This window comes from Solibacillus sp. FSL W7-1472 (genome assembly GCF_037969775.1).
GTDB classification, from domain to species: Bacteria; Bacillota; Bacilli; order Bacillales_A; family Planococcaceae; genus Solibacillus; species Solibacillus silvestris.
This window is the reverse complement of the sequence record NZ_CP150208.1, coordinates 3,239,060-3,259,161: the sequence shown is the minus strand read 5'-3', so window position 1 is coordinate 3,259,161 and position 20,102 is coordinate 3,239,060. Positions and strand designations below refer to the sequence as shown.

Sequence of the window (20,102 nt, the reverse complement as noted above, 5' to 3'; positions counted from 1 at the left end):
TTCTAAGCAGGATATCCTGCTCTTACTTACGATGTTCTACAAGGTCAATTGCTCCTAATACAATATGGGCAAGGCCGAAACCGAAAATGGTATTGGCAAGCATCTTGTTCGTACCGATTTTTTGTTTCATTGCGTACCCCGTTGCAGTGACAGCTGATCCAAGTACAGTCGGAATTAAACCTTCACGAATATTTTTCATAAAAGCCCCTCCTTCATCGTAGTAGGTGAAACGAGCACCGTTCTTATTGTTTGTATATCCACCTGAAATATTTGTTGTAAATATTGGATGAATTATTTAAAAATTGAAACTATACAATGATTCGTTCGTATAGTTTATTGGGCATACTAGTTAGGCATGTTTTTCGCTTGATCTGCTTTGCCATACATATTGAGCATTGCGCTCATGTCCTGTGGAGATAGTTGTGGCACTTGATAATAGCCTTTTTTGTTTTGGTACAATGAAATTTCATAGGCCATTTCAATGCAGTTTGGTACTGAATCTTGTAGCACGCGACGTACTACCGGGTTTGTGCTTTCTAAAGCAGCACCTGTTTTTCCTGTAGCCCCAGCTTTATGGCAGCTGAGCAAGAAACCTGAAATAATGCCATCATTAATTTCACTTGCCGAAGTGATCGGCTTTTTCGGCTCACCTGGTTTTAAGCCGTAAATAGTATCGTTGCCCATATTCATATTGTAGGTGCGTGTAGGATGTTTTGGATCATGACCTGTTTTAAAGGCCTCCACAGTAATATTATACTCATCAAGCATAAACGCATACTGGCGATCCATAATAGATAGAAGCTCGCTATCTTGAACTTGGTCGCGAAGTAAAACATATTGGTTTAATCCGCCGATCATAGCGCTTAGTACTTCATGAACATCCAGAAGTTCATGGGCACCATGATTTGTTGAAAGGGGCATTTGATTGTCTTGAGATTGAGATGATTGGGTATACATTAATAAAAACCTCCATAGTAAGAAATTTCGTACGCTCTTATTGTGGAAACGAACCGTAATTTTATACGCTAATTTTAAAAAAGAGAGGATGGGGCAAATGTTTAAAAAAAATGAACGAGGCAGTGCGGTATTGGTCGCCCTTATTGCAATTGTTGCATTGATCGTCATTGCGGCAATGCTTGTCGTGCCAAAATACAATAAACTGGTAACAGGTGAAGAAACGGTGGACGCAGCATGGGCGCAAGTCGAAAACCAGCTGCAGCGTCGATTTGATTTAGTGCCGAACTTAGTAAATACGGTTAAAGGCTATGCCGAACATGAGGAAGAAATTTTCACACAGATTGCAGATGCCCGAACACAATACGGGAATGCCAATACAGTAGAAGAAACGGCGGATGCTAATAATGAGCTATCTTCTGCATTGTCCCGTTTACTCGTTGTAGTTGAAAACTATCCGAATTTAAAAGCGGATGTACAATTTACGAGGTTAATGGATGAATTGGCAGGGACGGAAAATCGTCTAACGGTAGCGCGGAAAGATTATAATGACACGGTTCAGCAGTTTAATAATGATGTTCGCCGCTTTCCAGGAAACTTAATCGCGGGTATGTTCAGCTTTGAACAAAAAGACTACTTCGAAATTAAAGAAGGTGTGGAAGAAGCACCGGCTGTCGATTTTGGCGATTAAAGATGGGAGTCATGAGGAGCTTTTCGGCATGACCGAAGCTTCTGAAAAGGGGGACTGTATGTGAGACTAATGGTATCGCTTTTAATATGGGTAATGCTCGTACCAATCCAGGCGATGGCAGCCATACCGGATAAACCGGCCTACAATTCTTACGTTTATGATTACGCCAACGTTTTGTCCGATGATGTGGAACAAAACTTGATTCAATCGGCAAAAGCGCTCGAAGGTTCAACGGGAAATGTCATTGTTATGATGACGATTGATACGATCGATGGAATGGATGCGTTTGAGTTTGGTACGGAAACGATGCGCAGCTGGGGAATCGGTGATGAAGCGCTTGATAACGGCATGCTTATTTTTGCAACAACTGAGCAAGGGCCGGGGCAAAATGATGTGTGGATTACGGTCGGTGGTGGACTGGAAGGAGAATATCCGGACGGAAAGCTCGGCGGCATGATCGATACGTATATGCTTCCATATCTAGCTGAAGGTGATTATACGAATGCGTTTGCCAGTATCTTCTCCGCGTTTTATGAAGAAATGGGTGGTGAAGCAGGCGGCGCGGATCTAGTACAGCCTGTTGCATCAAATGATGATGATGGGATTTCAATCGGTTTCATTATAATGATCATTATTATTTACTTCATCATTACGAAGTTTGGTGGTGGCGGTGGCCCAGGTGGACGCCGACGCACAGCACGCAGGGTATACCGTAGTGGCGGTTTCGGTGGTTTTGGAGGTGGCTTCGGCGGTGGCGGCGGTTCATCGGGCGGCTTTGGCGGCTTCGGTGGAGGCGGCTCGTTCGGCGGAGGCGCGGGCAGGAAGTTCTAGGTTTAAGGCAAGGCATCAGGCATCTCACTCTTTGCGGGTGGGATGCTTTTTTGGTGCAATTAAGTAAGCGAGAACTTCTAATAAGTTGGCGCGATGTTCTAATAAACCAGTAAAAGTTCTAATAAAACACGAAACTTCTAATATAAGTGGCCGATGTTCAAATAAGTGGTCTGGATCTTCTAATAAGCATTCAAGAACTTCTAATAAGTTGTCAGATGTTCTAATATAGCTGGGGAAGTTCTAATAAAAGTAGGCGATGAAAAAGAGGTCCGCATTTTCTAATTAAGTAAGCGAGAACTTCTAATATGCCACCCGGATGTTCCAATAAATCAAAAAATCTTCTAATAAAATCCCCGCCATCCCCACCATCATCAGCTATAATAATAAAAAAAGGGAGGAACTGCCAATGATCATCAAATTTTATTCAAAACCGGACTGCGGACTTTGCATTGAAGGACTCCATACGTTAAAAATTGTGCAGGAAGACATCGACTTTACGATTGAGCATTATAATATAGAAGAAGATGATGAAGCGCATGAAAAGTATATGCTCATGATTCCTGTTGTTGAGTATAACGGGGATGTTGTGCAATACGGACAGCTCGATTATGCGACATTGTATGAGGCACTGGTGGACTAGCCATCGGTGCCTGTTCGCTATTTTTTGCGAATAATTCCGTCATAAAAGTTGCAAATCACTCCGAGACGATCTATAATGAAATCAGAAATTCTTTTTTTTACCCCATGTGGGACATAAAATATTTATGTGGGACATATATTGTCCAACAAGATAAATCAGGTAGGTGGTTTTTTGACGGATATTTCATTTTTTGCAGCTGAGCGTAAACTAATGCCTGAAATTGATGCTCTTTTTCAAAAGAGGTTTCGAGTTTTACAAGCAATTGCGACATTTAGCCCGATTGGCAGACGTGCTTTAGGAGAACAGCTTCAGATGACAGAGCGTGATATCCGTAATGAAACAACGGTCCTGAGCGAGCAGCAATTGATCTTGATTCAAAAAAAAGGCATGATTTGCACGCCAAAAGGGTATGAAGTAATAGAGCAGCTTTACGAACTGTATCGTGAGCTTTCCGGTATTGTAGCAATGGAACAGCAGCTTACAAACATCTTTGGCATCGCACGTGTCATCATTGTGCCAGGTGATGCCGAACAGGATGAAACGGTAAAGCAGCAGCTCGGTAAAGTTGCGGCACAAGTACTACAGCAGATTGCACCTGCAAAAGCGAAAATTGCGGTGACAGGCGGCAGCAGTGTTGCTTCGATGAAGGAATATTTATCGGATGTCCTGGTACTGAGCGACGCAAACTTTATTGCGGCACGCGGTGGTATGGGCGATGAGATGACATTCCAGGCGAATACAATTGTTTCGAAGTTTTCAAAAAGATGCGGGGCAACATACCGCACATTGTTTTTGCCGGAGCATTTAAGTGAGCAGGCATATGAAGCGATGAAGGATGAACCGATTATCCGGGAGATGATTACACTTTATGAACAGGTGGATATCGTGATTCACGGAATCGGTGCAGCACAGGAAATGGCACTTCGTCGTAAAAGCTCACAGCAGGAGCAGCAAATACTTGAAGAAAAAGGCGCGGTTGCCGAAGCATTTGGCTACTATTTCAATGCAGATGGCGACATTGTCCATCATCTGAGGACAATTGGAATTCAGCGTCATCAAGTTAACAAAGCGCAACATGTTCTTGCCATTGCGGCAGGCAGAAATAAGGCTGCAGCGATTCAGGCGTATTTTAAAAACGCTGCACCGCAAACGATTTTGATTACAGATGAGCAAACTGCAAGTACAATCCTTAAAAATTAAATATGTTTTTAAAAGTATGATTTTACCCATACTATTTTAATAATAAAGTTATTGGAGGAATTACACATGGCATTACAATTAGCAATCAATGGTTTTGGACGAATCGGACGTTTAGTATTCCGTGAAGCAATGAAGCACGAGGAATTTGAAGTAGTTGCAGTAAATGATTTAACTGATGCGAAACAACTTGCACATTTATTAAAATACGACTCAGTACATGGAGTGTATGATGCAGACGTTCAAGCGGAAGAAGATGCATTTATCGTAAACGGCAAACGCATTCAAGTGCTATCAGAAAAAGATCCTGCACAATTACCATGGGGTGAACTTGGTGTAGATGTAGTTTTAGAATGTACAGGTAGATGGCGTTCAATGGAAGAAGTATCGAAACATATCGAAGCCGGCGCGAAAAAAGCAATCCTTTCTGCACCAGCAAAAGGCGATATGCCAACATATGTAATGGGCGTTAACCACGAAGATTACGACCCAGCACAAGATGTTATTTCAAATGCTTCTTGTACGACAAACTGTTTAGCACCACTTGCAAAAGTGTTGGATGAAAAGTTCGGCATCAAACGCGGTATGATGACAACAATTCACTCATATACAAATGACCAACGTATCCTTGACTTCCCGCACTCTGACCCACGTCGTGCACGTGCAGGCGCGGTATCAATGATTCCGACAACTACAGGTGCAGCAATCGCAGTATCGAAAGTATTGCCACAATTAAAAGGCAAACTGGACGGTTTCTCAATGCGTGTTCCAACACCAAACGTTTCATGTGTTGACTTAGTTGTTGAATTGGATAAAGACGTAACAACAGATTCAATTAACGCAGCATTAAAAGAAGCATCTGAAGGCGATTTAAAAGGCATTCTTGCATACAACGAATTACCGTTAGTATCTATCGACTACAATGGTAACCCGGCTTCATCTACAATTGATGGTTTATCAACAATGGTAATGGAAGGTCGTATGGCGAAAGTTGTTTCTTGGTATGATAACGAAATCGGCTACTCTACTCGTTTAATGGATTTAGCTTTATATATCGCTAAACAAGGAATCGAAAAAGCATAATATTTCGATAAAATGTGACATACTTTTTCGAAATTAAAGAAAAAGTGTGACATATTAAAAGGAAATGGGCATAAAAAGTATAGCCTTTAATACAGGTAAACCTTATAATAAATAAGGGTAAAAGAGCGGCAGGGACTCACCCGGACCGCTCTTTTTTCGGATATAAGGAAAATTTACAAAACAGAGGCGATACCAAGACAGCCTTATCGAATTTTGTTACTATCTTAACTAACGAGTATACAATCCACAATAATTGACGAACGAGTATGAAGGAGGATGTTCAGTATGTTTTTAAAGAAATCAATGAACGATGTAGATGTAAAAGGAAAACGCGTATTTGTGCGTGTCGATTTTAATGTGCCGATGGATGAGGGCCGCATTACCGACGAAACGCGTATTCGTGCAGCTATTCCAACAATTGAACAATTAGTAAACGCTGGAGCAAAAGTAATTTTAGCTTCACATCTTGGCCGTCCAAAAGGCGAAGTGAATGAGGACATGCGCTTAACAGCAGTCGGCGAGCGTCTTTCGGAATTAATGGACAAGCCAGTCAAAAAATTGGATGAATCAATTGGTTCAGATGTAGAAGCAGCGGTTAACAATATGCAAGACGGCGAAATTATCCTGCTTGAAAATGTTCGTTTCCATAAAGGCGAAGAGAAAAACGACGAAGCATTGGCAAAAGAGTTTGCGAAATTAGCGGATCTTTATGTAAATGATGCGTTTGGTGCAGCTCACCGTGCACATGCTTCAACAGAGGGCATTGCAAAACATGTACCGGCTGTATCAGGTCTATTAATGGAAAAAGAACTGGACGTATTAGGGAAAGCTTTATCCAATCCGGAGCGCCCGTTCACAGCGATTATTGGTGGAGCGAAAGTTAAAGATAAAATCGGGGTTATTGAAAACCTGTTGGATAAAGTGGATCACCTGATTATCGGCGGCGGTTTAGTATTTACGTTCGTAAAAGCGATGGGTCATGATATCGGGAAGTCATTGCTGGAAGAAGATAAAATCGAGCTGGCAAAAGGCTTTATCGAACAAGCGAAAGAAAAAGGTGTACAGCTGCATATGCCGGTCGATGCTGTCGTAGCAAACGAGTTTTCTAAAGATGCGGAAACTCAAGTTGTGGCAATCGATGCAATTCCATCTGATTGGATGGGACTGGATATCGGACCGAAAACGGCTGAAAACTATGCAGAAGTAATTAAGCAATCAAAATTAATCATTTGGAACGGACCAATGGGTGTATTCGAAATGGAAAAATTCGCAAACGGTACGAAAACAGTAGCGGATGCAATGGCAACAACAGACGGCTACACAATTATCGGCGGCGGTGACTCAGCTGCAGCGGTAGAAAAATTCGAAGTCGCTTCGAAAATGGACCATATTTCAACAGGCGGCGGTGCTTCATTAGAGTTAATGGAGGGTAAAGAATTACCGGGAATTGTTGCGTTAAACGATAAATAAATCATTAATAGGATAAATTATCTGTGACTACAGGATGTTAGTTGTTTGGAGCGAAGGCGGCGACTCCACCGGGAAAGGCGCGATGCTCGAGACTATAGGCTTGAGCCGCGCCCGGGGAAAGCGTCCGCCGTAGCGGAAAACAACGGCACGATTGAACAGAATCTTTTAAAAACGGAGGGTTTTGAATGAGAAAACCGATCATAGCAGGAAACTGGAAAATGTATAAGTCCTTTGATGAGGCAGTTGATTTTATCGAAGAAATCCAACAAGAGGTTCCTTCTCCGGATAAAGTCGATGCGGTCATCTGTGCACCTGCATTATATTTACCGACACTTGTCGTAGGGGCAGAAGATTCAAACCTGGCAATTGGCGCGCAAAACATGCACTTTGAAGACGAAGGAGCATTTACAGGCGAGATCAGCCCGAAAATGCTTTCGAATGTCAATGTCGATTATGTCATTTTAGGGCATTCGGAGCGTCGTGAGCTATTCAACGAAACAGACGAAGCGATCAACAAAAAAGTCCGTGCTGCTCTTAATTACGGTATTGTACCGATTATTTGCTGCGGCGAAACATTGGAAGAGCGTGAAGCGGGTCAAACCGAAGCAAAAGTAGCACGCCAAATTACAAAAGCGTTAAAAGACTTTGCTCCAATTGAAGTTGAGCATATGGTCATTGCGTATGAACCAATCTGGGCAATCGGAACAGGGAAAACAGCTACTGCAGAAGATGCGAATACAGTATGCTGTGCAATCCGTCTGGCGGTTGAAACATTATACGGAAAAGATACAGCTGAAAAAGTGCGCATTCAATACGGTGGCAGTGTAAAGCCTGAGAACATTGAAGAGCTTTTATCACAAGAACATATCGATGGCGCATTAGTAGGAGGAGCAAGCCTACAACCAGCATCATTCATGAAATTATTGGAGGCGGCAGCAAATGCCTAAACAACCCGTAGCATTAATTATTTTAGACGGCTTTGCCTTTCGTGATGAAGTAAAAGGTAATGCCGTAGCACAAGCAAATAAACCGAATTTCGACCGTTACTGGCAAGCCTACCCACATGCAACTTTAATAGCAAGTGGTGAAGCAGTAGGTCTACCGGAAGGCCAAATGGGGAACTCTGAAGTTGGACACTTGAATATCGGGGCTGGACGCATTGTATACCAGTCCCTGACACGTATTCACAAATCGATTCGTGATGGGGATTTCTTCCGCAATGAATCGTTTCTTGCGGCTGTTGAACATGCAAAAGCACATGGTTCGAAGCTCCATTTGATGGGTCTTCTATCAGATGGCGGTGTTCATAGTCACTATGAGCATCTATTTGCCTTATTGAAATTGGCTAAAGCAAATGGTCTTGAACAAGTATATGTTCACGGCTTCCTGGATGGCCGCGATGTCGGTCCAACGACAGCACTTGAATATATTTTGGAAACAGAAAAACAGATGAAAGAAATCGGGATTGGGAAGTTCGCATCGATTCATGGCCGTTACTATGCAATGGACCGTGACCGTCGCTGGGAACGTGTCGGTTTAACGTACAATGCATTAGTTGACGGAATTGGACAAACTGCCTCTTCCGCAACAGCAGGTGTTGAGTCTTCTTATGAACGTGAATTGACTGATGAATTCGTTGTGCCGTTTGTCGTGACTGAAGAAGGACGACCTGCCGCAACGATCAGCACGAACGATGCGGTCATTTTCTTCAACTTCCGTCCGGACCGTGCGATTCAATTATCGTCTTTAATGACGAATGAAAAATTTGACGCTATGCCACGCTCTGAAAATCATCCGACGAATCTGAAATTTGTTACGTTTACACATTACAGTGATGATGTCGTAGCAGATGTAGCATACGAAAATGACAATTTAGTCAATACGGTCGGTGAGGTTATTTCAAAGGCTGGCAAAACACAGCTTCGCATTGCGGAAACGGAAAAATATCCGCATGTCACGTTCTTTATGAGCGGTGGCCGTGAAGAGACATTTGCTGGCGAGGAGCGTATATTAATCGCCTCTCCAAAAGTGGCGACTTACGACTTGAAGCCTGAAATGAGTGCGTATGAAGTGACCGATTCTTTATTGGAAGCTATTGCAGGAGAAAAGTTCGATGCGATTATTTTAAACTTTGCAAACCCGGATATGGTCGGACATTCCGGAATGCTTGAACCAACAATTAAAGCAATCGAAACAGTGGATGAGTGCCTAGGTAAAGTCGTTGATGCAATTACTGCTAAAGGCGGTTATGCGATCATTACAGCTGACCATGGCAACTCGGATGAAGTGGTGACACTGGATGACAAGCCGATGACAGCACATACGACAAACCCGGTGCCGGTGATTGTCACAAAGCCTGGTGTCATGCTGTATGAAGACGGCATCCTAGCCGATTTAGCACCGACAATGCTTGAATTACTTAATATTGCCCAGCCTGCAGAGATGACAGGGAAATCGTTAGTTATGCCAAGCGAACAGTAATTGATCGCGCGGTTAATTATATAGCTTGTCCTTGTGCAAGCACCTACTAAATTTATCAATAGAGGAGTTTTTTATTATGCCATTCATTACTCAAGTATATGCTCGTGAAGTATTAGATTCTCGCGGTAACCCAACAGTAGAAGTAGAAGTATTCACAGAATCAGGCGCATTCGGCCGTGCTATCGTGCCATCTGGTGCTTCAACTGGTGAATATGAAGCAGTGGAATTACGCGATGGAGACAAAGGCCGTTACTTAGGTAAAGGTGTTGAAAAAGCGGTAGAAAACGTCAACACAATTATCGCGGAAGAACTTGAAGGTCAATATTCTGTATTGGACCAAGTTGTGATCGACCAAGCGTTAATCGAACTTGATGGAACAGAAAACAAAGGTAAATTAGGTGCAAACGCAATTTTAGGTGTGTCAATGGCAGTAGCGCACGCAGCAGCTGACTACTTAGACATTCCTTTATACCAATACTTAGGAGGCTTCAATTCGAAGCAATTACCAGTACCAATGATGAACATCTTAAACGGTGGTGCACACGCGGACAACAACGTGGACATTCAAGAATTCATGGTAATGCCAGTAGGTGCTAAATCATTCAAAGAAGCATTACGTATGGGTGCAGAAATCTTCCATAACTTAAAAACAGTATTGAAAGAAAAAGGCCACAACACAGCTGTAGGTGACGAAGGCGGATTCGCTCCAAACTTAGGTTCAAACGAAGAAGCAATCACGGTGATCATCGAAGCAGTTGAAAAAGCCGGCTACAAAATGGGCGAAGAAATCCGCTTAGCAATGGACGTTGCGTCTTCAGAGCTTTACAACAAAGAAACAGGCAAATACGTTTTAGCTGGTGAAGGCGTAGAAAAAACGTCTGAAGAAATGGTTGCTTGGTACGAAGAGTTAACTTCTAAATACCCAATCATCTCAATCGAAGACGGTTTAGATGAAAACGACTGGGCTGGCCACAAGCTATTAACAGAGCGTATCGGTGACCGCGTACAATTAGTTGGTGACGATCTATTCGTAACAAACACAACGAAATTATCTCGCGGGATTGAAGAAGGCGTTGGCAACTCAATCTTAATCAAAGTAAACCAAATCGGTACTTTAACAGAAACATTTGAAGCAATTGAAATGGCGAAACGCGCTGGCTACACAGCAGTAATCTCTCACCGTTCAGGCGAATCAGAAGACAACACAATCGCTGACATTGCTGTTGCAACAAATGCAGGCCAAATCAAAACAGGTGCACCATCTCGTACGGACCGCGTTGCGAAGTACAACCAATTACTACGCATCGAAGACCAATTAGGCGCAACTAGCCGTTTTGAAGGGCTAAAATCTTTCTACAATATTAAATAACTGTTTGATGATCGAGCACTCGCTTTTTGGCGGGTGCTTTTTTGTGTAGTGGGTGGTGTTACTGGGATAGCGGGTAGGGGCGTGGGTTTTATTAGAAAATTAGGGTGGGTTATTAGAAGATTTTTAGTTGATATTAGAAGAAACGGTTCGGATATTAGAAGTTCTGTGAATTGGAGGGGGAGGGAAGCTGAATTTGCCGGTGTAGGAAGTTAAAATTCGCGGAGAAGAAGCCGAGCTTTGATTTTATTAGAACAATTGAGTGGTTTATTGGAAAGTGTTGATGGGATATTAGAACATGTAGAAGCTTTATTAGAACTTTCGGAGGACTTATTAGCACATTGGGCACTTATATTAGAAAATCGGCAACATATTAGAACAAATAAATTTATATTAGAATATTTTAGGATATATTAGAAGATCCGGGGGCAACACATTCCTTGGAGTTATTGAAAATTTGTGAACGTTGGCATCAGGTTATTATATAAGCGGTAGAATTTGTGATATGTTTAAGCTATTCAAATTTGACCGGTATCAATTAGACCAGTTGTTATAGAAGGTGGGAGAACGATATGTCTAATCAAACGAAGGAAAAGATTTTGGAAACAGCTACGCGGTTGTTTTACTTTCAAGGTTTCCATGGGACCGGCTTGAATCAGATTATAAGCGAATCGGGATCACCAAAAGGGTCGCTTTATCACTATTTTCCTGAGGGGAAAGAGCAGCTTGCGGAAGAAGCGATCGTACTGTCAAAACGGCGGATCGGCGCGGTTATTCAGCATTATATGAATGAGTTCGTGGATGTAGGAGCAGCACTGAATGCCCATATTTTGGCGATGGCCGACTTATTTGATGTGGAAAATGGACTGGAGGAGCATTCCTATACGATGATGCCATTCGGGCTGCTTGCGGCGGAATCGGCCTTTATGAATGAGCGTTTGCGGAAAGTTTGTGGCGATACGTATAAGTACTGGGAATCAATCTACTATACAAAATTGATTGCCAACGGGTTTAGTGATGAAGCGGCAGTCACACTTAGTAAAGCGGTAAGTGCGATGATAGAAGGGGCGGTTACACTGTCATTGTCCCAGCGATCGAATGAACCGTTATTAAATATAAGCAAAGTCATCCCTGCGTTGCTTGCACAGTATAAGTAAAGGCTTGTCCGGAATAGGATTTCTGGACAGGCCTTTTTGTTGTTGTCGCAAATAAAAGTTGTTCACAATTAGCCTGATTTTCGATATAAGTGTGTGGAAAACTCTTGCAAATTTATTGTTTTTCATAGCAATGGAGTTGAAATTGCTTGCAAATGTTGATGTAGCAACGTTCTTGTTGTATCTCTCTATAATTTATTGAAAAAAGTGCAATCGTTTTCATAAAAATTTGTTAAAAAATGTCTACGAAAGATAGGCCCAGTTTAGGTTAAAAATGGATAATTGATGTTCACAATTATAATGACCGGTCTAATATTTTTCTCTTGAGTGATTGAATTTCCATGAAAAAATTTGATATATTTTAAAGCGTGCTGTTTGAAGAATCGTTCTATAACAGCAAAATGCATGATACGCAGCAATTATCATCTTTCATAAATGAGTCTTATAAAATTGGAGGAAGAAAAAAATGGAAGCACCTATATTCAATGTGAAAAGCCCAAAAGGCATGGCAGCTGTTCTGATGATTAGTACATTCGTTGGTTTATTTGGTGAAACGGCATTAAACATGGCGTTAACAAATATTATGGATGACTTCGGTGTATCAGCAGCATCAGCGGCATGGTTAACAACGGGTTACTTATTAGTATTGGCCGTATTAGTTCCATTATCATCTTATTTAGTACGCTGGTTTACAACACGTCAGTTAGTAGTGGCCGCCGTTGTATTCGCAGTAATCGGTTCGTTATTAGGCGCGATAGCACCGAACTTTGCGGTATTACTGGCAGGTCGTTTCGTACAAGCACTTGCAACAGGGATTATTCTACCGTTAATGTTCAGTGTTGTAATGCTGATTTTCCCGGTGCAAAAGCGCGGTGCCGTCATGGGAATCGTCGGGATTATTTTAACGGCAGGTCCGGCATTAGGCCCATCAATTGCAGGTTTGATCGTATCTTCATTAAGCTGGAGATATATTTTCTGGATCATGGTCGTTGTGTATGCCGTTGTAATCGTTTTAGCACTTTCTAAAGTGGACAATGTATCCAACGTAACACGTCCAAAAATTGATTTACTATCATTAATCGCTTCTACATTCGGTTTCGGTGGTGTTGTATTCGCGTTGGCAACGTTAGCGGAGCAATCGATTACAAAACCAATCGTTTGGGTACCACTTGTCGTTGGTTTCGTATTATTAGTCGTCTTCGGCATTCGCCAAACAAAAATGGATGAGCCAATGATCGACTTATCGGTATTCAAATCACCAATGTTCTCTTTAGGTGTCGCATTGATGGTTGCGACAATGTTCATGATTCTTTCAGTGGCGATCTTAGTGCCGATGTTCCTGAAAACAGTATTAGGTTTCGCAGCTTTAACTGCAGGTTTATGTATGTTGCCAGGTAATATCTTAAATATCATCATGTCACCGATCGTTGGGACAAACTTCGATAAAGTCGGAGCAAAAATCTTCACACGGATCGGCTTTACACTGATTTTAGTGTCAATGATCGTGTTCTTAACGACGATTTCGGCAACAACAGCAACTTGGATCATTATCGTTAACTTATGTGTATTCTTTGTCGGGGTATCGATGACAATCATGCCGGCACAAACAAATGCGATGAACTCGTTGGCACCACATAAATTTGCTGACGGTTCAGCGGCATTGAACACCCTAACGCAAATCGCGGGTGCTTCAGGTACTGCGGTTGCCATTACAATGTTCACAATCGGTCAGCAAAACTACATCGAAAAATTCAGCAACGCCTTACCGGCAGAATTTTTAGCACACGGTGTACACTCAGCGTTCATCGTCGTGACCGTCGTTGCAGTATTAGGTCTGGTTGGTTCATTCTTCGTGAAGAACAGCAAGCCGGTTGGGAATTAATTTAATAGCTACGAATGAACTGCTCACATTTGTAGTGAATCGTTTATGGGACAGCATCGGGAATTGCCGGTGCTGTTTTTTTGTTTGGGCGGAGCTGGAGGACGCTGATAGTAGAATTTTCGTGACGTGCCTGCATTTTATTAGAACAATGTAGCCGGTTATTAGAAGAAATGGTCTTCCGTCAATATTTCGGACAAACGTTAAGAGACTTTTTTTGCTACCGCCCTTCGGTTGCTCTGCTTTTCATCCCTCCATGCCCAGACCTGGGCATGGAGGGATGAAAACCCTGTAAGAGAACTTTATGAGGCATTTTGACAAACGGGCTCCTGTTGATTTCTCTCAAATTGGTTTGGTGATAAATAACCGATTGTTGAATGACGTCGTCGTTCATTGTAAAAGTTTACGATATATGACTCCACGCTCTTTCTTGCTTCTTTTTTGGATTCGAAACGGTGACGATAGATCCATTCTTTTTTGATTGTGGCGTGGAAGGATTCAATACACGCATTGTCATAGGGATCTCCTTTACGACTCATGCTAATTTTAATCCCATGTTCTTTTAAAGTTCTTGTATAGCTTGTGGCACAATATTGTGCACCTCGATCTGAATGATGAACTAATCCTTTTTCGGGTTTTCGAACTGCTAAAGCATGCTTCAAGGCTTGATCTACTAATGTTTCTTCCATATGATCTGCGATGGCCCAGCCGACGATTTTACGAGAATATAAATCCATGATTGACGCAAGATACACCCACCCCTCCAGTGTTCGGATATAAGTTATATCTGCGACCCATACTTTATTTTTCTCTTTTACTTGAAATTGGCGTTTGACTAGATTCGGATAAATAAATTGATGGTGATTGGAATCCGTTGTTCGTTGAACAGTTTTCGGGATTACGGCACTTAACCCAAGGTTTCGCATCATATTCGCAATTTTCTTTTGCGAACAGACATACCCTAAACTCGCTAAGTCTTGCGCAATTCGAGGGCTACCGTATGTACCAAAACTCCTCGCATACGATCGATGAATCTGATGGGCAATTTCTGTATCACGTACTTCTTTTTCCGATAAGGGCTGTATCTGTTTTTTACGCCAATCATAATAACCGCTTTTTGAAACCATCAATACTTTACACATCATCGCAATGCCAAAGTCGTTTTTATGCTTTTCAATGAATGCATAAATCACTCGGGGTTTTTCGCGAAGATGTGCATAGCCTTTTTTAGAATTTCATTCTCTTCTTCCAAATCACGTAACTTCTTATCAAACGCTGCCTGCAACTTATCTACTTCGCTAGAAGTAAAGTAACGTGTGACATCCTGATTTTTCGATTCACGATAATCTTTAATCCATTTATGGATCGTTGAAGATCCAATTTCAAACTTAAATGCCAGATCTGAAACTTTTGCGCCATCTTCTAAAACAGACTTTAAAATGTATTCTTTTGTTTGTGTGTCTAATCGTTTACGAGTTTGTTTTTCTTTCATCGGTTCCACGTCCTTTTTTAGATATCTTAATCTTAAAGTGTCTCTTAAGACGTGTCCATTTTTTATACTAACCTCAGAAAGCCGGGGGATATTAGAACAAGTGGGATGGATATTAGAAGTTCCTTGAATTTGAGGTGTAGGAGAGGGTGAATTGTCGGTGGCAATAGGCGGGGAGAAAGGCAGATTTGATTTTATTAGAACAATTGGTCTTCCGTCAATATTTCGGACAAACGTTAAGAGACTTTTTTTGCTACCGCCCTTCGGTTGCTCTGCTTTTCATCCCTCCATGCCCAGACCTGGGCATGGAGGGATGAAAACCCTGTAAGAGAACTTTATGAGGCATTTTGACAAACGGGCTCCTGTTGATTTCTCTCAAATTGGTTTGGTGATAAATAACCGATTGTTGAATGACGTCGTCGTTCATTGTAAAAGTTTACGATATATGACTCCACGCTCTTTCTTGCTTCTTTTTTGGATTCGAAACGGTGACGATAGATCCATTCTTTTTTGATTGTGGCGTGGAAGGATTCAATACACGCATTGTCATAGGGATCTCCTTTACGACTCATGCTAATTTTAATCCCATGTTCTTTTAAAGTTCTTGTATAGCTTGTGGCACAATATTGTGCACCTCGATCTGAATGATGAACTAATCCTTTTTCGGGTTTTCGAACTGCTAAAGCATGCTTCAAGGCTTGATCTACTAATGTTTCTTCCATATGATCTGCGATGGCCCAGCCGACGATTTTACGAGAATATAAATCCATGATTGACGCAAGATACACCCACCCCTCCAGTGTTCGGATATAAGTTATATCTGCGACCCATACTTTATTTTTCTCTTTTACTTGAAATTGGCGTTTGACTAGATTCGGATAAATAAATTGATGGTGATTGGAATCCGTTGTTCGTTGAACAGTTTTCGGGATTACGGCACTTAACCCAAGGTTTCGCATCATATTCGCAATTTTCTTTTGCGAACAGACATACCCTAAACTCGCTAAGTCTTGCGCAATTCGAGGGCTACCGTATGTACCAAAACTCCTCGCATACGATCGATGAATCTGATGGGCAATTTCTGTATCACGTACTTCTTTTTCCGATAAGGGCTGTATCTGTTTTTTACGCCAATCATAATAACCGCTTTTTGAAACCATCAATACTTTACACATCATCGCAATGCCAAAGTCGTTTTTATGCTTTTCAATGAATGCATAAATCACTCGGGGTTTTTCGCGAAGATGTGCATAGCCTTTTTTAGAATTTCATTCTCTTCTTCCAAATCACGTAACTTCTTATCAAACGCTGCCTGCAACTTATCTACTTCGCTAGAAGTAAAGTAACGTGTGACATCCTGATTTTTCGATTCACGATAATCTTTAATCCATTTATGGATCGTTGAAGATCCAATTTCAAACTTAAATGCCAGATCTGAAACTTTTGCGCCATCTTCTAAAACAGACTTTAAAATGTATTCTTTTGTTTGTGTGTCTAATCGTTTACGAGTTTGTTTTTCTTTCATCGGTTCCACGTCCTTTTTTAGATATCTTAATCTTAAAGTGTCTCTTAAGACGTGTCCATTTTTTATACTAACCTCACAATCGAGTGGCTTATTAGAAAATGGCGGCGGGATATTAGAAGATGCAGATACTTTATTTGAACATCTAGAACACTTATTAGAAAATCAGCCATTTATTAGAACAAATAAATTTATATTAGAACTTATTCGGATATATTAGAAAATTACACAAGCCCCCCACATCCACGCAACGAATGTGGGGGCTGCCTCTCGTAACTCATCGTTCAATATCCGAAAATACATGGATCGCTTTCCTCAAAATCTCATTCTCTTCTTCCAGCGCACGTATTTTCTTTTCATATGCTGCTTTTATCTTTTCTGCTTCACTCTCGGAAACCAAGCCTGTCAGTGACTCGCGGTGTTCTTTCACCCACCGATGAATCGTGGAAGGGCCTACATCATATCGACCGGCAATATCAGCTACTTTTGCGCCATCTTCTGTAACAGATTTAATAATGATCTCTTTTGTTTGTGCATCTACACGCTTACGATTTTGTTTTTCATTCATATGTGTCCCATCCTTTTATAAGTATTTACTCAAACTTCTCCGGAATCAAATAATACGCTCCTTTATTCACCCCGTGCTTTTCCAGGCCGGCTTTCGCCAACAGTTTCGAAGCTATATGGATACACGGAATATTAAAAAACTCCCGGAACTCTTTATTCGTTATGCGGGGGCCGACTAAAATACGATATTGCAGAAAAGTTTCGTACAACGCTTTTTTACTTTTCCCTCCGCACACCAGACAAATAAAATAGCCTTGCCGATAATGCATTTCATTGACATAATCGCATGCCTTACAGAGAACGCCATTGCGTAACCGGTGTCTTTCAATCGTACGGCGAGGGGGAAGCTGTTCGTAAAGCTGTTCTAAATGGTTTTGCAGAAAAGTAATATTCGCACGGGGATTCGGGTGCTGTCTATACAGTTTTTCGATGAATCTCGGGATGCCGCTCATATGCATAATCGGGAAATTGGTGAGCGAATGGTCAAGTGTGGCGCGGTGATTGGCGAGTACGACGATGTGGTGAACGGGGATGGAAAGTTGCCACGCTTTAAATTGATGCTCCAAAAAAAGCTGGTGACGATATGCTTGGTCAAACGGGTTGGGGAAGTTTTCGCTGACATTCTCCTGAACACGGGAAAATTCATGGAGGACCGGTTTGTAGAAAAGGGTATCGGAGATTTGTTTTACTTCCATGACGACGACAAAATGCGGCGTAATGAGCAAAGCGTCCATTTGATGGGTAAAACCTTTTGAATTAATGCACTCGAAATTATAAAAAATATGGGAAGCGGATTTAAAATAATAGTCCGAGAGCAGTCGTTTCAGCTTTTGTTCTCCTGATAAGCCGGCTTCCAATCGGTAAAATTCCTGCTCGATTGCCGGTGCATCCAAATCATCCATTTTCATGCGATTCAACAATGTTTTGACGAATAAATAATGCCTTGATTGCTGCACGATTTTCACCTCCTCATTTTACTATAGCGAATGTAAATCGAGAAGAAAATACAATGCCTAAAAATATCTTTTTGCGAAGAAAATTACTAAAAATGTTTTTCTTTTATAAATCGGGGAATCATAAAGCATACACCAAAGGAGGCTATTACAATATGAAACTTATGAAACTTAAAAAGACACCTACTCTGATGATGACGTTGTTACTATCATTATCACTTGCAGCTTGTAATGATGAAGATGATACGAACATCGACAACAATGTTGACGACGGTACGGATGACGGTCTAATGGAAGACAACAATGACGATACAAATGTCGAGTTAGACGTTGACGGCGACGACAACGACAACACTGATGACAACTTAGATGACAATACAGACGACAACAAAGATGACAACAGCAACGACTAATAAATAAAAAAGCATGGTGCACGCATTCAATTGCGGGTGCCATGCTTTTTTCAATTCCTCAGATTTCCCCGAAGGCTAACCAGGGGAAGAAGCCGTCCATGAATTTCTCCGTTGCCGGCATGAAGTACGACCCGAAATGGAAGTCCGGATCAAGTGTTGTTACAATCCAAGTTCCTTTTGAGCTGACTTTGTCGACATACAGTAATGAACCTCCATCCTTCATATCAATCAGTGACTGCATGCCGTCCTGTAAGTGGAAGACGCCGTGCTGATGCCATGTACATGCCGCTTCATCCAGGAAACCGTCACGGAATAACGGGTACTCCGGTGCGACCATGCGTAAACCGCTGTCCGCATCCTTTTCAAGCCACCACCAGAAGTTTGTCGGGCGTGTTTCCCAGTTTTGCCCTGGAATCCATTGCCATGGCTGAGGCCCGAATGCTACGACAACACCGCCGTTATCCGCAAAGCGTCGGATTGCCGGTGCTGCTTCCAACAATAATTTGTTGTGCAATTGAGAAGGCACGATCAGTACGTCCATATCTTCTAAATCTTCTTCGACAAAGCGCGGTAAATAGATGATTTTCTCGAAATACTGCTTGAATTTCGGTGTATTGAATGTCACGTAATGAGGTGCGTGACCACTATATAAAACAGCTATTTTTCTCATGCTTCAGATCCTTCTTTCAAACGTAGTAATTCTTGATTGAGCCAAGATAAAAACTGCGGTGCGATCAGCTGTGTCGAGTTTTCACCTGTTGCGTATGTCAGGAAATCACGGCAAGATGCTGCGACAACCGTTCCTTTTGTTGCCGTGCGGTCGATGAAGACGATTGGTGTGCCGTCCTTATATTGCAGCACGATTTCCGATTCCTTGTTGACAACCGGATGAGACCCGCGTGCATAGAAGCCGGAAACGCCTTTACGGTATGTAAGCTCCATCATATCAACCCCGTCATAAAATGTACCTTCCGCTGCAGGCTCCATTACATAATCAGCATGTGACTTAATTTCCTTTGGCATAAACAGACCGGCACCTGGCAGCCAAGGACGGAAAATATGTGTGTTGGAAATAATAATTTTCCCTTCATTCAAGAAGTTTTCAATGACTTGTTTGTTCTCATAAAGATGTTCTTGATCGATAAAGTCCGTTACGACCATCACATTGTACTCGGAAAGGTCGGCAGTCGAAATTTCATACTGGTCGAGGAATGTTACATGGTCTATTGGTTCATTAGAGACGTTCATGGCACGTCCCTCTAGGCTGAATGCATGTCCACCGTCTAGTTTTACAATTTTATATTCAGACATAAAAATCTCCTTTAATCCTGTAAATTTAATTAATTGATACAAATTCTCATTTGAGAACCGAATTCTCATTGACATTGAAAATCATTATCAATTATACTCAA

General features: G+C 41.8%; 22 protein-coding genes. 12 read left to right on the top strand and 10 right to left on the bottom strand.

Features of this window, described 5'->3' with window-relative positions; genetic code table 11:
- Positions 1-22 precede the first annotated feature (22 nt).
- A complete protein-coding gene (locus tag MKY07_RS16290) occupies positions 23-199 on the bottom strand; it encodes a hypothetical protein (RefSeq protein ID WP_008406370.1) in 177 nt (58 codons plus the stop codon).
- Between the two features lie 146 nt (positions 200-345).
- Positions 346-957, bottom strand: a complete 612-nt coding sequence (locus MKY07_RS16285) for a spore coat protein (protein ID WP_008406368.1) — start codon at positions 955-957, stop codon at positions 346-348.
- A 97-nt stretch (positions 958-1,054) separates the two neighbouring features.
- Here MKY07_RS16285 and MKY07_RS16280 point away from each other — a divergent pair, with 97 nt between their 5' ends.
- The 11 genes from MKY07_RS16280 (at position 1,055) to MKY07_RS16230 (ending at position 13,749) form a co-directional block, all read left to right on the top strand.
- Positions 1,055-1,645 carry a LemA family protein gene (locus MKY07_RS16280; RefSeq protein ID WP_014822790.1) on the top strand — a complete coding sequence of 197 codons (591 nt, stop codon included), beginning with the start codon at positions 1,055-1,057 and terminating at the stop codon, positions 1,643-1,645.
- Positions 1,646-1,714: 69 nt separating this feature from the next.
- Positions 1,715-2,476 (top strand): TPM domain-containing protein, encoded by a 762-nt coding sequence (locus MKY07_RS16275; protein ID WP_339264664.1) that lies wholly within the window; start codon positions 1,715-1,717, stop codon positions 2,474-2,476.
- Between the two features lie 406 nt (positions 2,477-2,882).
- Positions 2,883-3,116, top strand: a complete 234-nt coding sequence (locus MKY07_RS16270; protein WP_014822793.1) for a glutaredoxin family protein — start codon at positions 2,883-2,885, stop codon at positions 3,114-3,116.
- A 138-nt stretch (positions 3,117-3,254) separates the two neighbouring features.
- A complete protein-coding gene (locus MKY07_RS16265; RefSeq protein WP_339263178.1) occupies positions 3,255-4,316 on the top strand; it encodes a sugar-binding domain-containing protein in 1,062 nt (353 codons plus the stop codon).
- Positions 4,317-4,382: 66 nt separating this feature from the next.
- The gene (gene gap / locus MKY07_RS16260; protein ID WP_014822795.1) at positions 4,383-5,396 is read left to right on the top strand and encodes a type I glyceraldehyde-3-phosphate dehydrogenase; all 1,014 of its coding nucleotides are present in this window, start codon (positions 4,383-4,385) and stop codon (positions 5,394-5,396) included.
- Positions 5,397-5,681: 285 nt separating this feature from the next.
- On the top strand, positions 5,682-6,866 hold the full coding sequence (locus MKY07_RS16255) for a phosphoglycerate kinase (RefSeq protein ID WP_087618268.1): 1,185 nt from the start codon (positions 5,682-5,684) through the stop codon (positions 6,864-6,866).
- A 185-nt stretch (positions 6,867-7,051) separates the two neighbouring features.
- Complete coding sequence (tpiA, locus tag MKY07_RS16250) at positions 7,052-7,813, top strand: triose-phosphate isomerase (protein WP_339263177.1); 762 nt, start codon at positions 7,052-7,054, stop codon at positions 7,811-7,813.
- The gene (gpmI, locus tag MKY07_RS16245; protein WP_339263176.1) at positions 7,806-9,347 is read left to right on the top strand and encodes a 2,3-bisphosphoglycerate-independent phosphoglycerate mutase; all 1,542 of its coding nucleotides are present in this window, start codon (positions 7,806-7,808) and stop codon (positions 9,345-9,347) included. The genes tpiA and gpmI overlap by 8 nt, the downstream gene beginning before the upstream one ends.
- A 76-nt stretch (positions 9,348-9,423) precedes the next feature.
- On the top strand, positions 9,424-10,716 hold the full coding sequence (gene eno / locus MKY07_RS16240) for a phosphopyruvate hydratase (RefSeq protein ID WP_339263175.1): 1,293 nt from the start codon (positions 9,424-9,426) through the stop codon (positions 10,714-10,716).
- A 569-nt stretch (positions 10,717-11,285) separates the two neighbouring features.
- Positions 11,286-11,870 (top strand): TetR/AcrR family transcriptional regulator, encoded by a 585-nt coding sequence (locus tag MKY07_RS16235; protein ID WP_014822799.1) that lies wholly within the window; start codon positions 11,286-11,288, stop codon positions 11,868-11,870.
- Between the two features lie 463 nt (positions 11,871-12,333).
- Positions 12,334-13,749, top strand: coding sequence for a DHA2 family efflux MFS transporter permease subunit (locus MKY07_RS16230; protein WP_339263174.1), 1,416 nt, complete (start codon positions 12,334-12,336; stop codon positions 13,747-13,749).
- 299 nt (positions 13,750-14,048) lie between these two features.
- Here the strand turns inward: MKY07_RS16230 and MKY07_RS16225 are convergent, their stop codons facing one another.
- The 6 genes from MKY07_RS16225 to MKY07_RS16200 form a co-directional block, all read right to left on the bottom strand.
- Entirely contained in the window at positions 14,049-14,939 is an 891-nt protein-coding gene (locus MKY07_RS16225; protein ID WP_156732622.1) for an IS3 family transposase, read from the bottom strand.
- A complete protein-coding gene (locus tag MKY07_RS16220; RefSeq protein WP_065217046.1) occupies positions 14,936-15,238 on the bottom strand; it encodes a transposase in 303 nt (100 codons plus the stop codon). Before MKY07_RS16220 ends, MKY07_RS16225 begins: the two co-directional genes overlap by 4 nt.
- A 332-nt stretch (positions 15,239-15,570) precedes the next feature.
- Entirely contained in the window at positions 15,571-16,461 is an 891-nt protein-coding gene (locus MKY07_RS16215) for an IS3 family transposase (protein WP_156732622.1), read from the bottom strand.
- Complete coding sequence (locus tag MKY07_RS16210) at positions 16,458-16,760, bottom strand: transposase (RefSeq protein ID WP_065217046.1); 303 nt, start codon at positions 16,758-16,760, stop codon at positions 16,458-16,460. The genes MKY07_RS16215 and MKY07_RS16210 overlap by 4 nt, the downstream gene beginning before the upstream one ends.
- Before the next feature lie 274 nt (positions 16,761-17,034).
- Positions 17,035-17,325 carry a transposase gene (locus MKY07_RS16205; RefSeq protein ID WP_339263173.1) on the bottom strand — a complete coding sequence of 97 codons (291 nt, stop codon included), beginning with the start codon at positions 17,323-17,325 and terminating at the stop codon, positions 17,035-17,037.
- Positions 17,326-17,350: 25 nt separating this feature from the next.
- Entirely contained in the window at positions 17,351-18,280 is a 930-nt protein-coding gene (locus MKY07_RS16200; RefSeq protein WP_339263172.1) for a nuclease-related domain-containing protein, read from the bottom strand.
- A gap of 188 nt (positions 18,281-18,468) precedes the next feature.
- Here MKY07_RS16200 and MKY07_RS16195 point away from each other — a divergent pair, with 188 nt between their 5' ends.
- Positions 18,469-18,690, top strand: coding sequence for a hypothetical protein (locus tag MKY07_RS16195; protein WP_339263171.1), 222 nt, complete (start codon positions 18,469-18,471; stop codon positions 18,688-18,690).
- Positions 18,691-18,748: 58 nt separating this feature from the next.
- Here the strand turns inward: MKY07_RS16195 and MKY07_RS16190 are convergent, their stop codons facing one another.
- Both MKY07_RS16190 and MKY07_RS16185 read right to left on the bottom strand, forming a co-directional pair.
- The gene (locus tag MKY07_RS16190; RefSeq protein ID WP_339263170.1) at positions 18,749-19,360 is read right to left on the bottom strand and encodes a hypothetical protein; all 612 of its coding nucleotides are present in this window, start codon (positions 19,358-19,360) and stop codon (positions 18,749-18,751) included.
- On the bottom strand, positions 19,357-20,001 hold the full coding sequence (locus MKY07_RS16185) for a phosphate starvation-inducible protein PhoH (RefSeq protein ID WP_339263169.1): 645 nt from the start codon (positions 19,999-20,001) through the stop codon (positions 19,357-19,359). Before MKY07_RS16185 ends, MKY07_RS16190 begins: the two co-directional genes overlap by 4 nt.
- Positions 20,002-20,102: the final 101 nt, after the last annotated feature.

Bases quoted from the DNA above. Each gene is read 5' to 3' on its own strand.
- MKY07_RS16290 (WP_008406370.1), bottom strand. From the start codon at position 199: ATGAAAAATATTCGTGAAGGTTTAATTCCGACTGTACTTGGATCAGCT.
- MKY07_RS16285 (WP_008406368.1), bottom strand. From the start codon at position 957: ATGTATACCCAATCATCTCAATCTCAAGACAATCAAATGCCCCTTTCA.
- MKY07_RS16280 (WP_014822790.1), top strand. From the start codon at position 1,055: ATGTTTAAAAAAAATGAACGAGGCAGTGCGGTATTGGTCGCCCTTATT.
- MKY07_RS16275 (WP_339264664.1), top strand. From the start codon at position 1,715: ATGGTATCGCTTTTAATATGGGTAATGCTCGTACCAATCCAGGCGATG.
- MKY07_RS16270 (WP_014822793.1), top strand. From the start codon at position 2,883: ATGATCATCAAATTTTATTCAAAACCGGACTGCGGACTTTGCATTGAA.
- gap (WP_014822795.1), top strand. From the start codon at position 4,383: ATGGCATTACAATTAGCAATCAATGGTTTTGGACGAATCGGACGTTTA.
- MKY07_RS16255 (WP_087618268.1), top strand. From the start codon at position 5,682: ATGTTTTTAAAGAAATCAATGAACGATGTAGATGTAAAAGGAAAACGC.
- tpiA (WP_339263177.1), top strand. From the start codon at position 7,052: ATGAGAAAACCGATCATAGCAGGAAACTGGAAAATGTATAAGTCCTTT.
- gpmI (WP_339263176.1), top strand. From the start codon at position 7,806: ATGCCTAAACAACCCGTAGCATTAATTATTTTAGACGGCTTTGCCTTT.
- eno (WP_339263175.1), top strand. From the start codon at position 9,424: ATGCCATTCATTACTCAAGTATATGCTCGTGAAGTATTAGATTCTCGC.
- MKY07_RS16235 (WP_014822799.1), top strand. From the start codon at position 11,286: ATGTCTAATCAAACGAAGGAAAAGATTTTGGAAACAGCTACGCGGTTG.
- MKY07_RS16230 (WP_339263174.1), top strand. From the start codon at position 12,334: ATGGAAGCACCTATATTCAATGTGAAAAGCCCAAAAGGCATGGCAGCT.
- MKY07_RS16220 (WP_065217046.1), bottom strand. From the start codon at position 15,238: ATGAAAGAAAAACAAACTCGTAAACGATTAGACACACAAACAAAAGAA.
- MKY07_RS16210 (WP_065217046.1), bottom strand. From the start codon at position 16,760: ATGAAAGAAAAACAAACTCGTAAACGATTAGACACACAAACAAAAGAA.
- MKY07_RS16205 (WP_339263173.1), bottom strand. From the start codon at position 17,325: ATGAATGAAAAACAAAATCGTAAGCGTGTAGATGCACAAACAAAAGAG.
- MKY07_RS16195 (WP_339263171.1), top strand. From the start codon at position 18,469: ATGATGACGTTGTTACTATCATTATCACTTGCAGCTTGTAATGATGAA.
- MKY07_RS16190 (WP_339263170.1), bottom strand. From the start codon at position 19,360: ATGAGAAAAATAGCTGTTTTATATAGTGGTCACGCACCTCATTACGTG.
- MKY07_RS16185 (WP_339263169.1), bottom strand. From the start codon at position 20,001: ATGTCTGAATATAAAATTGTAAAACTAGACGGTGGACATGCATTCAGC.